This window comes from Micromonospora lacuserhaii (assembly GCF_036902735.1).
Lineage (GTDB): Bacteria > Actinomycetota > Actinomycetes > Mycobacteriales > Micromonosporaceae > Micromonospora.
Genome location: NZ_JBAKHO010000001.1, coordinates 250,929 through 266,405 on the forward strand (window position 1 = coordinate 250,929; position 15,477 = coordinate 266,405).

The following is a 15,477-nucleotide window of genomic DNA, read 5'->3' on the forward strand; positions in this document are numbered from 1 at the left end:
TGTGCCGGATGGCTGCCGCCCGCGGGGGACCGGGTGTGCATCTGTTGGGACACGGCACGACCGCCCGGGGTCCGCGTGTCGGCGGTGTAAGACTGGGTGGCATGCCTGAGCTGCGGTCGAGGACCTCCACCCACGGTCGGACGATGGCCGGCGCCCGGGCCCTCTGGCGGGCCACCGGGATGACCGACGACGACTTCGGCAAGCCGATCGTCGCCATCGCCAACAGTTTCACCCAGTTCGTCCCCGGTCACGTACACCTCAAGGACATGGGCGGCCTGGTCGCCGACGCGGTGGCCGAGGCCGGCGGGGTGGGTCGGGAGTTCAACACCATCGCGGTGGACGACGGCATCGCGATGGGCCACGGCGGCATGCTCTATTCGCTGCCCAGTCGCGAGCTGATCGCCGACGCGGTGGAGTACATGGTCAACGCGCACTGCGCGGACGCCCTGGTCTGCATCTCCAACTGCGACAAGATCACCCCGGGCATGCTGCTGGCCGCGCTGCGGCTGAACATCCCGACCGTCTTCGTCTCCGGCGGGCCGATGGAGGCCGGCAAGACGGTGGCGATCGAGGGCGTGGTGCACTCCAAGATCGACCTGATCGACGCGATGATCGCCTCCTCCAACGAGGCGGTCACCGACGACCAGCTCGGCGAGATCGAGCGCTCCGCCTGCCCCACCTGCGGCTCCTGCTCCGGCATGTTCACCGCCAACTCGATGAACTGCCTCACCGAGGCGATCGGCCTGGCCCTGCCCGGCAACGGGTCGACGCTGGCGACCCACGCCGCCCGCCGGTCGCTCTTCGTCGAGGCCGGCCACACCGTGGTGGAGATCGCCAAACGCTGGTACGACGCCGACGACGCCTCGGTGCTGCCCCGCGCGGTGGCCAGCCGGGCCGCGTTCGAGAACGCGGTCGCCCTGGACGTGGCGATGGGCGGCTCGACCAACACGATCCTGCACCTGCTCGCCGCCGCCCGCGAGGCCGAGCTGGACTTCTCTGTCGCCGACATCGACGCGATCTCCCGCCGGGTGCCCTGCCTGGCCAAGGTGGCCCCGAACTCGCCGCAGTACCACATGGAGGACGTGCACCGGGCCGGCGGAATCCCGGCCATCCTCGGCGAACTGGACCGCGCCGGCCTGCTGCACCGGGACGTGCACGCGGTGCACTCCCCCTCGCTCGCCCAGTGGCTCACCGACTGGGACGTCCGGGGCGGTTCGCCGAAGGCGGAGGCGGTGGAGCTGTTCCACGCCGCCCCGGGCGGGGTGCGCACCACCGAGCCGTTCTCCACCACCAACCGCTGGTCGTCGCTCGACACCGACGCCGCCGACGGTTGCGTCCGGGACCGGGAGCACGCGTACTCCGCCGACGGCGGGCTGGCCATCCTGCACGGCAACCTCGCGCCCGAGGGCTGCGTGGTGAAGACCGCCGGGGTGCCCGAGGAGTGCCTGACCTTCCGCGGCCCGGCCAAGGTCTACGAGTCCCAGGACGACGCGGTGACGGCCATCCTGGCCAAGGAGGTCGTCGCCGGCGACGTCGTGGTGATCCGGTACGAGGGCCCCAAGGGCGGCCCCGGCATGCAGGAGATGCTCTACCCCACCTCGTTCCTCAAGGGCCGGGGGCTGGGCCGGGCCTGCGCGCTGCTCACCGACGGACGGTTCTCCGGCGGCACCTCCGGGCTGTCGATCGGGCACGTCTCCCCCGAGGCGGCCTCCGGCGGGCTGATCGCGCTGGTCCGGGCGGGCGACGAGATCGTCATCGACATCCCCGGCCGGTCCATCGCGCTGAACGTCGGTGAGGACGTGCTCCAGGCCCGCCGGGTCGCCGAGGAGAAGCGGGACCGCCCGTACACCCCGACCGACCGGCAGCGCCCGGTCTCCGCGGCACTGCGGGCGTACGCGTCGATGGCCACCTCGGCCAGCGACGGCGCGTACCGGCGGGTGCCGGAGTAGCGGAGGGCGGGGGCGGCCGGTCAGCCGGTGATCAGGTTGATCGCCACGCCGATCGGAATGGACGCCGCAAGGCCGGCGATGAGCCACCACACCTGCTCGCGCCGGGATCTCTCCTGGCCCGAGGAGATGAGGCCCTCGAGGTGGGTGAGGTTCTGCGCCACCAGGGTCAGCTGATCGCCGTCGGGCGACGGGGCGGACCCGCCGGCCCGCCGGGCGGTGGCGCGTCGCACCCGGCTCGTCGCCGACAGCATCAACCGGTACCGCCGGGGGCGGCGGCGCTCGACGAACACCGGCCCGGTGAGGTCCTCCTCCTCGGCGACCCCGGGCGGCGCGGTGGTGGTGCCCACCGCCCCGCCGACCGTCCGGGCATCGCCCGTGCGGTGCAGGTGCGCCCACCGCCGGGCGCGGCGCCAGCTCGCCCACCACAGGCCACCACCGGCGGCGAGCACGGTGAGGCTGGTGACGATCGAGGCGACCGCCCACGCGTCCGGGACGAGGAACCCGGCGGCGCCGATGGGCACGGAGGCCAGGATGAACGCCTTCGCTGTCGCCGTGCCGCTCGTTCCGCGCATGCCTGCCATTGAACCGGCTGGGTGCCCGTCCCGGCGGTTCTGTCCGGTGGGCGACAGTCGTCGCGGACCCGTCGGGCTAGCGGGCCACCGCCGCCGGCGTGCCCAGCGCGAGCGCCCTGGCATGGCGGATCGCCGCCGGGGTGTCCGGGAAGACCAGCCCTTCGCGGCGCAGCTCGTCGGCCACCCCGAGGGTGCTGAGCACCTGGTCGTGGCCGGGGGTGATGCCGGAGAGCAGGACGGTGATGCCGCGCCCACGCAGCCGGCGGATCGCGTCGCCGAGGACGTGCGCCCCGGTGGCGTCCATCGTCGTCACCCGGGACATCCGCAGGATGACCACCCGGACGTCGGTGACCTCGGAGAGTTCCAGCAGGAAGGTGTGCGCGGCGGCGAAGAAGAGTGGCCCGTCCAGCCGGTACGCCACGATGTGCTCGGCGAGCAGCGCGTGCTCCTCGGCGCTGTGCTCGCCGCGGTCGAGGGGGACCTGTTCCAGCCGGGCGCTGCGGGCCACCGCGCGCAGCGCGAGGACGACCGCCACGGCGATGCCGACCGCCACCGCGGTCACCAGGTCCCAGATCACCGTGACGGCGAAGGTGAGCACCAGCACGACCGCGTCGCCCCGGGTGGCCCGGGCGAGCGCCCAGAGGGAGCCGGCCTCCACCATCCGGACGGTGGTGGCCAGCAGCACGCCGGCCAGCGCGGCGAGGGGGATCCGGCCGACCAGCGGCGCGGCGGCCAGCACGATCGCCGCGAGCGCGACGGCGTGGGTGAGGGCGGCCAGCTTCGAGGCGGCCCCGGCCCGGACGTTCACCGCGGTGCGGGCGATGGCGGCGGTCGCCGGGATGCCGCCGAAGAGCGGCGAGGCAAGGTTGGCCAGGCCTTGGCCGAACAGCTCCCGGTCCGGGTCGTGGCGTTCGCCGACGGTCATCCCGTCCGCCACGGTCGCCGACAGCAGGCTCTCCAGCGCGGCGAGCGCCGCCACCGCGAGCGCCGAGGGCAGCAGCACGCCGACCGCGTCGAGGTCGAGGAAGCCCAGCGACGGCGCGGGCAACCCCTGGGGTAGGGCGCCGATCCGGACCAGGTCGACCGGGGCGAGCTCGGCGAGCACGGTCGCGGCGGCCACCCCGAGCAGTGAGAACGGCAGCCGGGGCCGCCACCGGGCGCCGAGCAGCAGCAGCGCCGCGACGCCGAGGGCAACCGCGAGGGCCGCCGGCTTCGGATGTACGACGAACCGGCCGACCGCGTCCGCGGCCACCGCCCAGACCTTCTCGCCGTGGGCGTCGGTCACGCCGAGCGCGGCGGGCACCTGTTGCAGGGCGATCACCACCGCGATGCCGGCGGTGAAGCCCTCGATCACCGGGGTGGGCAGGTAGCGGACGTACCGGCCGAAGCGGGCGAGGGCGAGGGCGATCAGCACCAGGCCGGCCATCGCCCCGACCATGAGGACCCCGGTGGGGCCGAAGCGCTGCACCACCGGCACCAGCACCACGGTCATCGCCCCGGTGGGGCCGGAGACCTGCAGGTTGGAGCCGCCGAAGAGCGCCGCCACCGCGCCGGCCACCACGGCGGTGACCAGTCCGGCCTGGGCGCCCAGCCCGGAGGTGACGCCGAAGGCCAGGGCCAGCGGCAGCGCCACCACCGCCACGGTCAGCCCGGCCAGCAGGTCCCGCCGGGGCGAGCGGCGCACGGCCGCCCAGTCGCTCCGGCCGGGCAGCAGCCCGAGCACCCGCTCCCGGACGAGGGTGACTGCGCTCACCGGCCGTCCCCGGCGGAGCGCAGCTCGTCGAGGAGGCCGTCCCGGTCGGTGAGGACCGCGCCGAGGATGCGCCGCCCGGCGGCCAGCAGATCGGCCACGTCGGGGGTGCTGAGCGCGTACATGACCAGCGGGCCGTCGCGGTGCGAGGTGACCATCCCGGCGCGGCGCAGCACGGCGAGCTGCTGGGAGAGGTTGGACGCCTCGACGTCGATGGTCGCGAGCAGGTCCCGGACCGGCTTCGGGCCGTCCTGGAGCAGTTCGAGCACCCGGATCCGCACCGGGTGCCCGAGCGTGCGGAACAGCTCGGCCTTGGCCTGGTACAGCGGCACCGACATCAACGTCCTCCCCTTCACCCTGAAGACTTTAGCACTTGAAGAACTCTTCAAGTCATCCAGCGCGGGGTGGACCGGTCGAGGACAGGTGGGCGGAGAGGGACATGACTGAAAAGCACAAACATGACGCCCAGGCATGTCGCTCTCCGCGGTACCCGCGGCGAGCGTCGCTACCAGGAGTGACCACCTGGGCCGCGAGACACGGAGGGCCGGCGCGGGAGACGCCGGCGCGAGAGGGGCCGGTGGACCGGGGCGGCGGCGAACGCGCGGGGCGGCCGGCCAACGGCAGGGAGGTCCGCCGGCCGGCCGCGAACCGGTCACTCGGCGCGCAGGTTGTCCAGGTCGTGGCTGCCGGGGCTGACGCAGATCAGCACCCCGCGCACGGCGCGGCCGTCGCTGGCGCGGCGGCCACCGTCGCCAGCAGCCCGGCCAGGGCCAGCAGTACGCCTCCCAGTCGCCGCCTCATGCGATCCCCCCGGTGATGTCGTTGACGCAGCGCAGAACCGGGCGGGCGGTCAGCGCCGCCGGGTCCAGCGGCGCGTCGGCCCGTACCGTGAACGTCACCGACTCCCCCGGCAGCAACGTCACCAGCGCCTCGTCCACCTCGGCGGAAGGGTCGAGCCGGTCCGGGAAGAGGGTCAGGTCGCGCAGCACCGTCCGGGCGGTCACCCGGACCCGCTGCCCGCCGTGGACCGGCTCCACCGTCGCGTCGTACCGGGCCGCCGGCCAGTCGGCGTCGCGGTCCTCGGCGAAGAACCAGAGCGCCCGCTCGGCGGTGTCGCCGGACTCGGCCACCAGCAGCTCCCGCCGGGCCTCCTCCGGCCGGGCCAGGTCCGCCGGCAGCGCCAGCGTCACCGACGCGTACGCCGGGACGTCGACCTGGTACTCCGTCTTGGCGCGCGGCTCGCCGGCCAGGGTCAGCCGGGTCACCGTCACCGGCGCCTGCCACGGCTGCCCGGTCTCGTTCACCGCCACCAGGGCCAGCCCACCGTCGCGGGGCTGGACGGTGAGCAGCCGGTCGGCGTACGCCCGGCGCAGCGCGTACCAGAGCGGCTTGCGGCGGCCGTCGCCGTCGATCGCCGACCACGAGGTGACCGGCCAGCAGTCGTTGAGCTGCCAGACGATGGTGCCGGCGCAGACGTCCCGGTGGGAGCGGAAGTGCTCCACCCCGAGCTGGATCGCCCGGGCCTGGTTGAGCTGGGTGAGGAAGTGCCAGTCGTCGAAGTCCGCCGGCGCCGGCAGGTGGGCGTCCAGCCCGCGCTGGAGCTTCGCGTCCCCGTCGGCCGCCTTCTGGTGGTGGGCCATCCCGGGCGAGTCGTGGGCGAGGGGCTCGTCGGAGAGCGACCGGCGCAGCGTCGCGTACGCCGGGGGCGCCTGGTAGCCGAACTCGGCGACGAAGCGCGGCACGTACTCCCGGTACTTCGTGTAGTCGTCGGTGTTCCAGACGTCCCAGATGTGGGTGGTGCCGTGCGCCGGGTCGTTCGGGTGCAGCTCATCGCTGCCCGACCAGGGGCTGCCCGGCCAGTACGGCCGGGTCGGGTCCAGCTCGGCGACGGTCCGGGGCAGCAGGTCCAGGTAGTAGCCCCGCCCCCAGGTCCGCCCGGCCAGCGGCTCCTGCCAGTCCCAGTCGTGCCAGCCCCAGATGTTCTCGTTGTTGCCGGTCCAGAGCACCAGCGACGGGTGCGGGGCCAGCCGGGTCACCTGCTCGGCTGCCTCGGCGGCCACCTCGGTGCCGAACGGCTCCTCCTCCGGGTACGCCGCGCAGGCGAAGAGGAAGTCCTGCTGCACCAGCAGGCCCCGCTCGTCGGCCAGCTCGTAGAAGTCCGTCGACTCGTACCGGCCGCCGCCCCAGACCCGGAGCAGGTTGATGTTGGCGTCGACGGCCTGGCCGAACCGGTGCGCCAGCCGGTCCCGGGTGATCCGGGTGGGGAACGGGTCGTCGGGGATCCAGTTGACCCCCCGGACGATCACCGGCCGGTCGTTGACGTGCAGGGTGAACGGGGTGCCGTGCGCGTCGGGGGTGGTGTCCAGGCGTACCGAGCGGAAGCCGATCCGGCGGGACCAGTCGTCCAGGGTGCGGCCGTCGGGGGCGCAGAGGGTGACGTCGAGCTGGTGGAGGGCCTGGTCGCCGTATCCGTGCGGCCACCACAGCTCGGGGTCGCGGACGACGAGGGTCAGCACGGCCGTGCGCTCCCCCGCGCCGACGGTGACCTCGCCGGTGGCGCCGGCCACGGCGGCCCGCACGGTCAGCGGCACGTCGGCCGCCCGCTCGACCTCGACGTGCAGCTCCACCCGCCCCTCGTCGCCGGTCACCGTCACCAGTGGACGGACACCGGCGAGCCGGGCGGTGGACCAGGAGTCCAGCCCGATCTCCTGCCAGATCCCGGCGGTGACCAGGGTCGGCCCCCAGTCCCAGCCGAAGTTGCAGGCCATCTTCCGGATGAACTGGAACGGCTCCGGGTAGGCGTTGGGCCGGTCCCCGAGCCGGTCCCGGTGCGCCTCGGCGTAGCGGTACGCCGAGTCGAACCGGACCGACAGGGTGTTCGGGCCGGGGCGCAGCAGCGGCCGGACGTCGAACCGGTGACTCCGGTGCATGTTCTCGGTCCGGCCCACCTCGGTGCCGTTGAGGGTCACGGTGGCGACCGTGTCCAGGCCGGCGCAGACCAGATCGACCCGCTCGTCGTCGCCGGGCTGCCAGGCGAAGGTGGTCTCGTAGTGCCAGTCGGTGCGTCCCACCCAGGCCAGCGCCGTCTCGTTGGCATCCAGGAACGGGTCGGGGATCAGGCCGGCGGCGAGCAGATCGGTGTGCACGCAGCCGGGCACGGTGGCCGGCACCGCCCTGTCGACGATCTCCGCCGGCACCTGCGGGCCGGGGACGGCCCGCAGCACCCAACCCTCGTGCAGCGCTCGCTGACTCAAGATTTCACCGCGCCTTCCATGATTCCGCGGACGATCTGCCGACCGCCGATGAACAACATGACCAGCAGGGGGACGGTGGCGATGAACGCGCCCGCCAGCACCCGCCGGTAGATGACGTAGTTGCCGCTGGCCAGGTCGGAGATGGCCACCATCGAGGTCGGGTAGTCGGTGCCGCTCAGCGTGATCAGCGGCCACTGGAAGTCGTTCCAGGTGGCGACGAAGGTGAGCAGCCCCAGCACCGCCAGGGCCGGGCGGATCGCGGGCAGCACGATGCTGCCGTACACCCGCATGGTGGTGGCGCCGTCGACCCGGGCCGACTCGACCAGCTCGTCCGGGACGGTGTTCACGATGAACTGCCGCATGTAGAACACCCCGAACGCGGTGACCAGGCCGGGGGCGATGACCGCCAGCAGGGTGCCGTTCCAGCCGAGCTTGCCCATCACGATGTAGAGCGCCACGATGCCGAGCTGGTTGGGCACGGTCAGCGTGAGCACCACGAAGAGCATCAGGGCGTTGTTGCCCTTGAAGCGCAGCTTGGCGAAGGCGAACCCGGCCAGCGAACAGAAGAAGAGCACCGACGCGGTCACCACCACCGAGACGATGACGCTGTTGATCAGGGAGGCGGCGAAGTAGACGTCCTGGAGGGAGAAGACCTCCCGGACGTTGGTCATGAACTGGTTGCCGGGGACCACCGCCGGCGGGATCTTCGCCAGCGCGGCGTCGTCGCTGGTCGCGATGACGAACATCCAGTACAGCGGGAACGCGGCGAACAGGAACGTCACGGCCAGCAGCAGGTAGGTCCAGACGCCGGCCGGGGTGTCCTGCGGCGCCCGGCCCATCAGCGCGGGCCGGTTGCGGCGCACCTCTGCGGCGGGACGCGGCGGGGCGACGGCGGTCATTTGCGACCTCCCGACAGGCGGTTGGTGAGCAGGGTGTTGATCCCCGCCACGATCAGGATGATCAGGAACAGGGCCCAGGACATCGCGGCGGCGTAGCCGAGGTTGAGGTCCTTCCAGCCGACCTTGTAGATCAGCTGGGCGATGGTCTGCCACTCGCCGTTCGGCCCGCCGGTGGCGGCCTGCGAGTTCAGGTCGAAGAGCATCGGTTCGGTGAAGAGCTGGAGCCCGCCGATGGTGGAGAGCACCACGGTGAAGACGATGACCGGCTGGATCATCGGCACGGTGATCCGCCAGAGCTGCCGCCACGGGCCGGCGCCGTCGATCGCCGCCGCCTCGTAGACGTCGCGTGGGATGGACTGCATCGCGGCCAGGTAGAGCAGGGCGTTGTAGCCGATCCACTTCCAGTTGACCATTGTGGCGATGGCGATCCAGGCGTGCGTCTTGTCGGCGCGCCAGTCGATCGGGGTGTCCCCGCCGATGCCGAGCAGGCCGAGCACCCAGTTGGCCATGCCGAAGTCCCGGGAGAAGAAGACGCTGAACACCATCGTCGAGGCGACGATCGGGGTCACGTACGGCAGCAGGATGCCGACCCGCCACCAGGTCTGCGCGCGCAGCTTCCGGTTGAGCAGTGACGCCACGATCAGGGCGAGCAGCAGCTGGGGCACGGACGACAGCAGGAAGATCCCGAAGGTGTTGTAGAGCGCGTTCCAGAAGTCGTCGTCGCCGAACAGCCGGGTGAAGTTCTCGAAGCCGGCCCAGGCCGGCAGCGTGGGGTCGTCGAGCCGGTAGTTGCGCAGCGAGACCACGCCGTTGAAGACCAGCGGGAAGAGCCCAAAGATGATGAAGAGCAGGAAGAACGGGGCGATCATCAGATACGGCATGTACCGCATGTCGAAGCGGTACAGCCGGTTGCGCCAGGTGATCCGCCGCTCGTCGGCCCCGGGGCCGCGGCGCTCGGGGGCGACTCGGTGGTGCGACGGCGCGGCACGCGTGGTGGACATGGAACACACTCCAGGGCCGAAGAGGTGACGGGGGTACGCGCTCGTCGACCACCGGGGGGTGCGGAGCGCGGGTTCCGGGCGGCGCCGACCGCCGGGCCGGCGGCGCTGCTGGTTCGACGGGTGACCGGTGGCGGAGCGGGGACTCCGCCCCGCCACCGGTCAGCGGTCGGTCAGGAATTGCCGGCCTTCTCGGCCTCCTTGACCGCCTCGGCCCAGGCGGCGTCCGGCTTGAGGGTCTTGTTCTGCACCCGGGTGATCACGTTCTCCACCGCGACCCGGGTCGGGCCGTTCTTCTTTCCCAGGTACTGCGGGGTGAGGCCCTGCGCCATCTTCGGGAAGATCTGCCCGACCGGCGCGTTGTTGAAGAACGGGTTCTTGAACTCGGAGATCGCCGGGTCGGCGTAGAGCGCCGGCTGCGAGGGCAGGTTGCCGACCTTCTTGAAGATCTCGATCTGCTGCTCCGGCTGGACCAGCCACTCCAGCAGCTCGTACGCCTCGTCGACGTGCTTGCCCTGCTTCGGGATGGTCAGGAACGAGCCACCCCAGTTGCCGCCACCGCCGGGCACCGCGGCGATGTCCCACTTGCCCTGGGTGCCGGGGGCGGTGTCCTTGATGTGGCCGAGCATCCACGCCGGGCAGGCGAGGACGGCGAAGGAGCCGCTGGTGAAGCCCTTGTCCCAGTCGGCCTGGAAGCTGGCCAGGTTGGCCGAGAGTCCGGCCTGGATGGCCTTGACGGTGTAGTCGAAGGCGACCTTCGGCCCCTGCTCCATCTGGAGCTGGTCCTGCTCGTTGTAGAAGCCGACGGGCTGCTGGCCCAGGATCGGGTTGAACAGGTTGGTGCCGGAGTCGATGAACTTCTTCCTGGTCTTGCCGGTGTACTGCTGGCCGACCTCGATGAACTTGTCCCAGGTGGGCCAGAGGGCGGAGACCTGGTCCCGCTCGGTGGGCAGGCCGGCGGCCTTGAACAGGTCGGTCCGGTAGCACATGGCCAGGCCGCCGACGTCGGTGCCGAGGCCGATCTGGGTCTTGCCGTCGGCCGACAGCGACTGCTTCCACTTCCAGGGCAGGTACTTGCTCTCGTACGAGCCGGCGCCCTTGTCGAGCAGGTTGACGAACTTGTCGGACTGGCTGCGGAACTGGACCATGAAGCCCTCGTCGATGGCCGCGATGTCCGCGGCGCCCGAGCCGGCGACGAGCTTCTTCTGCAGGTCCTCGTGCTGGGCGTTGTACTCGCCCGAGTTGAGCTGGATCTTGACGTTGGGGTGGGCGGCCTCGTACTTGGCCTTGAGGTCCTGGAGCCCGAAGTCGCCCCAGAAGTTGATCTTGAGCGTCACCGTGCCGCCTCCGGAGTCGGAGTCGGTGGTGCTCTTGCCGCTGCACGCAGCGACCATGACCAGGCTGGCGGCACCGGCCACCGCCACGCGGGCCCAGTGGGTCCAGGACCGTTTCATGTCATCCTCCGCGCCGAATGGGAACGCTCCCGATATCGAGAGACGTTGACTGAACCGGATAAGTGAGGCCACCGTACGGTTCACCATCGACAGTGTCAACGGGCGGTTAACGCTGAGTCCGTCCCGTAACCTCCGGGCACCTTTGGGAGCGCGACCATGCGTGGTGAAGCGCTCTCCCGCGCACATCGGCACGTCCCAGGCTGACGCAGAGGGGATGGGTAGGCCGTACGCTTAACCGCGCAAGCAATCGTTCAGCACGGTGCTGAACGACGGCTCGGGCGGGTGAACCACCGACCCGGGCCGGGGTAGCGTGAGGGCCGCCGGTGATCCCGGCGCCGTGGGACCGGCCCGGGGGCCGCGAGAGAAGTGAGGAGCACGCCGGTGAAGCGGCCGACCATCGCCGACGTAGCCCGACGAGCCGGGGTGTCCAAGGGCGCGGTGTCGTACGCGCTCAACGGGCAGCCGGGCGTGTCCGAGGCGACCCGTCAGCGCATCCTGGCGATCGCCACGGAGATCGGCTTCAGCCCGAGCAGCGCCGCCCGCGCGCTCTCCGGCGCCACCGCCAACGCGGTCGGCCTGGCCCTGTGCCGCCCGGCCCGGATACTGGGCATCGAGCCCTTCTTCATGGAGCTGATCAGCGGCGTGGAGGCCGAACTCTCCGCCCGGTCGTATGCCCTGACCCTCCAGGTGGTCGCCGATCAGCAGGCGGAGATCGCGGTCTACCGCCGCTGGTGGGCCGAGCGGCGGGTGGACGGGGTCTTCGTCTGCGACCTGCGCACCGACGACGCCCGGGTGCCCGCGCTGGAGGAGCTGCAACTGCCGGCGGTGGTGATCGGCGGCCCCGGGCACACCGGCAGCCTGGCCAGCGTCTGGTCCGACGACGCGGCGGCGCTGGTGGAGACCGTGGAGTACCTGGTGGCGCTCGGCCACCGTCGGATCGCCCGGGTCGGCGGCCTGCCCACGCTGCTGCACACCGAGATCCGCAGCGACGCGTTCGCCGAGGTGTGCAAGCGGCTGGGGCTGACCGACTCGTCCACCGTCTGGTCGGACTACACCGGCGAGGAGGGCGCCCGGGCCACCCGCCGGCTGCTCAGCTCCGCCAACCGCCCCACCGCGGTCATCTACGACAACGACGTGATGGCGATAGCCGGCCTCTCGGTGGCCCAGGAGATGGGGCTCGCCGTCCCCGGCGACCTGTCGATCGTGGCCTGGGACGACTCGCCGCTCTGCCAGCTGGTGCACCCGCCGCTGACCGCGCTCGGCCGGGACATCCCGGCGTACGGCGCGCACGCCACGCGGCAGCTGCTCCGGGTCATCGCCGGCGAGCCGGTGACCGGGCTGCAGGACGAGACCGCCCACCTCACGCCGCGCGGCAGCACCGCCCCGCCCCGGACCAGGTGAACCGGTTAAGCAATCACTGAACGACGCGGTCAGCGCGACGCCGAGGGGAACTCCGCGAAGTACGCCTCCACCCGCTCGGCGGTGGCCGGCCGGGCCAGCCCGAACCCCTGGCCGTAGCGGCAACCGGCCCGGCGGGCGCGCTCCACGTCCGCGTCGGACTCCAACTCCTCGACCACCACGTCGAGGCCGAGCCGTTCGCCCAGGGTGACCACCACGTCGAGCAGCGGACGCTCCGCGCCGTCCATCGGCTGCGGCCGCACCTTGAGCAGGTCGATCGGCAGCCGGCGGAGCTGGGCCAGCGACGCGTGCTCGGCCTGGAAGTCGTCCAGCGCGGTACGGACGCCCAGCGAGCGCAGACCCGCCAGCCGGGCCACCACGGTGGACAACTCGCTGCCCAGCCGCGGCTCGGCGACCTCCACCACCAGCCGGTCCGGCGACACGCCGTGCCCGGCCAGCGTCGCGCTCACCCGGGGCAGCAGATCCACGGCCAGCAGCTCGCGCGGCGTCAGGTTGACCGCCATCCAGAGCCGCCGCCCCGCCGTCGACCAGTCGCTGAGCTGACGGCAGGCCCGGTCGAGGACCCAGTCGCCCAGCTCCCCGATCAGGTCGAGCTCCTCCGCCACCGGCAGCAACTCACCCGGCAGGACGGTGCCGAGCACCGGGCTGCGCCAGCGCAGCAACGCCTCGACGCCGACCGGCGACCGGTCGGCCAGCCCCAGCACCGGCTGGTAGACCAGGTCCAGCTCGCCCCGGGCCGCCGCGCCGGGCAGCTCCCGTTCCAGGTCCAGCCGGCGGACCAGCTGCTCCTCCAGGTAGGCGTCGTACCACTCGACCCGGTTGCGGCCGAGCTGGACGGCGCGCCGGCGGGCCAGGTCGGCCTGGCGCAGCACGTCCTGCGGCCCGTCCCCGCTCAGCTCGGCCAGGCCGACACTGACCCGTAGCCGCACCATTGCATCGGCGGTCGGCAGGGGCTGGGTCAGGGCGGTCACCAGCCGGGCGCCCAGCGCGTACGCCGGGATCGGCGCGGCGTCGGTGACCACGACGAACTCCTCCCCGGACAACCGGGCCACCAGGTCGCGCGGACCGACCACGTCGCGCAGCCGGCGGGCGGTGGTGACCAGCAGGGCGTCCCGGGTGGCCCGGGCGGCGGCGTCGACCGCGCCGAGGCCGTCCAGGTCGACCAGGAGCACCGTGCCCGGGTCGCGCCGGAGGCCGAGCGCCCGCAGCAGCTCCCCCCGGTCGGCCAGGCCGGTCAGCCGGTCGATGGCGGCCACCCGGTCCGGCTCCCGTCCCACCCGGCGCTTCCCGACGTCCCGTACGTGCAGCACCACCGCCCCGACCTCGGGCACCCCGCGCTGGTCACTCACCGTGGACTCGGTCTCCCGCCAACCACCGTCCCCGCCGGCCATCCGGGCCGCCAGCAGGGGCGATTCGCCGTCGGATCCGGTCGCCGCGAGCAGCGCCAGCGCCGCGGGCGCGTCGTCCGGGTGCAGCAGGGCGGCCAGCGGCCGGCCGCGCACCGCGTCGTCGCGGAGCCCGAACCACCGGGCGCCGGCCGTCGAGAGCCAGGCCACCCGCAGCTCGTCGTCGAGCAGCAGGACCAGATCCCGGCCGCCGGAGACCAGGGCCCGGAAGTGCGCCTCCCGGGCGGCCAGCCGGCGCGCCCCGCGCCGGTCGTCGGCGGCGGCGGCCAGCTCCCGCACCACCAGCGGCGGGATGACCGCCAGCCCGAGCAGCACCTCGCCCGGCCGGAACGGTCCGAGCAGCCCCAGATGCAGCAGCGCGGCGAGCATCGCCACCGCGGCCGGGGCGGTGACCCGCGGCCAGGGCGGGGGCGGGCCGTCGCCGCGCGGCGGGTCGCCGGCCGACACCCGGCCCATCCCGGCGGCGGTGAGCAGGGTGCCGGCGATCAGCGGCGGCACCGCCGTCAGCACCGCCGGCTCCGGTGCCCGGCACGCCAGCAGCACCATTAGGTCGGCCAGCCCGGTCAGGGCGGCCGCCGCGCCGGCCCGGCAGAGCGCCGCCCCGGGCCGGCGGCGCCGGTCGGCGATGGCGCTCACCAGCAGCCCGGCCGCCCCGCCCGCGCCCAGCACGGTGACCACCCGGACCACCGCCGGCACCGGGCCCGGCGGGACGAGCACCCAGCCGGCGAAGAGCAGGGCGGTCCCGAGGCTGAGCACGTCGAGGGCCCGGCGCAACCGGACCCGGGGGGCCAGCCGGGAGTGGCCGGGGAGCAGCAGCAGGCCGCCGCCGTACCCGAGGGCCGCGGCGGCCAGCCCCGCGGACGCCACCTCGGTCCGCTCGGCCGGCACCGCCAGCGGCAGCACCGCCACGGTCAGGCCGAGCACCGCCACGGCGGTGTCGAGCAGCGCGGCGGCGCGACGTCGGCGCGGGGCGGCGCGGCCCCTGCCCCGGACGGTCGCCAACCGGGAGAGCCGGACCCCGGCCAGGGCGCAGCCGGACGCGCCGGCCAGCGTGGTCGCGGCGAGCGGGGGCAGCGCACCGGTGAGACCGACACCGATCAGCAAGGCGACCAGCACGGAGACGGCGGCCACCGCGGCGGGTGGACGGCGGACGAGGTACGCGAGGGGCACGGCGGTCGCCTTCGTGAGGGGGACACGGGGCGGTGCGACGGTGCAGGCGGCGCGGCGGATCGGACGGATATCCGACACACCAACACCCGCAACGAATGGCCGGGGCGTCGGTAACGGCCTGCCGGAGTGACCCACGTCACCGCCGGCATGGTGGTGGTCACGGCCGTCCCGCCCCGACCGACCGGAAGCCGTCCGAGGTGGGATCATTCGAGGGTGAGCAGCGCCGACACCATCCGCTTCCGGTTCAACCAGGCCATCCTGGTCGCGGCGCTCGTCGCCCTCATCGGCACGCTGCCGCTGGCCACCGCCGAGTGGTACCTGCTGCCGGTGCTGCTGATCCCGCTGGCCGTCGCGGCCTGGGCCTGGCGCGCCGGCACCGACGCCGACGCCCGCGAGCTGCGGCTGCGGGCCCTGTTCGGCGGCCGGCGGATCCCCTGGGACCGGGTCGCCGAGCTGACCACCGACCCGCGTGGCCGGGCCGTCGCCCGGCTCGACGACGGGCAGGAGGTCCTGCTGCCCGCGGTCCGCGGCACCGACCTCCCCCAGCTGGTCTCCGCCACCGGCCAGACCCTGCCGGACGTCCACTGAGCCCGGCGGGGCACCGAC

The 15,477-nt window shown here is 73.3% G+C and carries 11 protein-coding genes; 3 read left to right on the forward strand and 8 right to left on the reverse strand.

The genetic code is table 11. The features are described from left to right. The first annotated feature begins 101 nt into the window (after nucleotides 1-101). Nucleotides 102-1,949, forward strand: coding sequence for a dihydroxy-acid dehydratase (gene ilvD, locus V6U81_RS01190; RefSeq protein ID WP_334483020.1), 1,848 nt, complete (start codon nucleotides 102-104; stop codon nucleotides 1,947-1,949). Between the two features lie 20 nt (nucleotides 1,950-1,969). Here the strand turns inward: ilvD and V6U81_RS01195 are convergent, their stop codons facing one another. The 7 genes from V6U81_RS01195 to V6U81_RS01225 form a co-directional block, all read right to left on the reverse strand. Further along, nucleotides 1,970-2,521, reverse strand: coding sequence for a hypothetical protein (locus V6U81_RS01195; RefSeq protein ID WP_334483023.1), 552 nt, complete (start codon nucleotides 2,519-2,521; stop codon nucleotides 1,970-1,972). Between the two features lie 76 nt (nucleotides 2,522-2,597). Then, complete coding sequence (locus V6U81_RS01200; RefSeq protein WP_334483026.1) at nucleotides 2,598-4,274, reverse strand: SulP family inorganic anion transporter; 1,677 nt, start codon at nucleotides 4,272-4,274, stop codon at nucleotides 2,598-2,600. Next, nucleotides 4,271-4,609 (reverse strand): ArsR/SmtB family transcription factor, encoded by a 339-nt coding sequence (locus V6U81_RS01205; protein WP_334483028.1) that lies wholly within the window; start codon nucleotides 4,607-4,609, stop codon nucleotides 4,271-4,273. Before V6U81_RS01205 ends, V6U81_RS01200 begins: the two co-directional genes overlap by 4 nt. A gap of 459 nt (nucleotides 4,610-5,068) precedes the next feature. After that, entirely contained in the window at nucleotides 5,069-7,525 is a 2,457-nt protein-coding gene (locus V6U81_RS01210; RefSeq protein WP_334483030.1) for a glycoside hydrolase family 2 protein, read from the reverse strand. Next, the gene (locus tag V6U81_RS01215) at nucleotides 7,522-8,364 is read right to left on the reverse strand and encodes a carbohydrate ABC transporter permease (RefSeq protein ID WP_420883948.1); all 843 of its coding nucleotides are present in this window, start codon (nucleotides 8,362-8,364) and stop codon (nucleotides 7,522-7,524) included. Before V6U81_RS01215 ends, V6U81_RS01210 begins: the two co-directional genes overlap by 4 nt. A 56-nt stretch (nucleotides 8,365-8,420) precedes the next feature. After that, nucleotides 8,421-9,425 (reverse strand): carbohydrate ABC transporter permease, encoded by a 1,005-nt coding sequence (locus tag V6U81_RS01220; protein WP_334483035.1) that lies wholly within the window; start codon nucleotides 9,423-9,425, stop codon nucleotides 8,421-8,423. 170 nt (nucleotides 9,426-9,595) lie between these two features. After that, the gene (locus tag V6U81_RS01225) at nucleotides 9,596-10,876 is read right to left on the reverse strand and encodes an ABC transporter substrate-binding protein (protein ID WP_334483038.1); all 1,281 of its coding nucleotides are present in this window, start codon (nucleotides 10,874-10,876) and stop codon (nucleotides 9,596-9,598) included. Nucleotides 10,877-11,257: 381 nt separating this feature from the next. Here V6U81_RS01225 and V6U81_RS01230 point away from each other — a divergent pair, with 381 nt between their 5' ends. Beyond that, on the forward strand, nucleotides 11,258-12,277 hold the full coding sequence (locus V6U81_RS01230) for a LacI family DNA-binding transcriptional regulator (RefSeq protein WP_334483041.1): 1,020 nt from the start codon (nucleotides 11,258-11,260) through the stop codon (nucleotides 12,275-12,277). A 29-nt stretch (nucleotides 12,278-12,306) separates the two neighbouring features. On the opposite strand, the gene V6U81_RS01235 is transcribed toward V6U81_RS01230, so the two are convergent. Continuing rightward, nucleotides 12,307-14,871 (reverse strand): putative bifunctional diguanylate cyclase/phosphodiesterase, encoded by a 2,565-nt coding sequence (locus V6U81_RS01235; RefSeq protein WP_334483043.1) that lies wholly within the window; start codon nucleotides 14,869-14,871, stop codon nucleotides 12,307-12,309. 213 nt (nucleotides 14,872-15,084) lie between these two features. Between V6U81_RS01235 and V6U81_RS01240 the strand changes: the two genes are divergently transcribed. Beyond that, complete coding sequence (locus V6U81_RS01240; protein WP_334483046.1) at nucleotides 15,085-15,459, forward strand: PH domain-containing protein; 375 nt, start codon at nucleotides 15,085-15,087, stop codon at nucleotides 15,457-15,459. Nucleotides 15,460-15,477 lie beyond the last annotated feature (18 nt).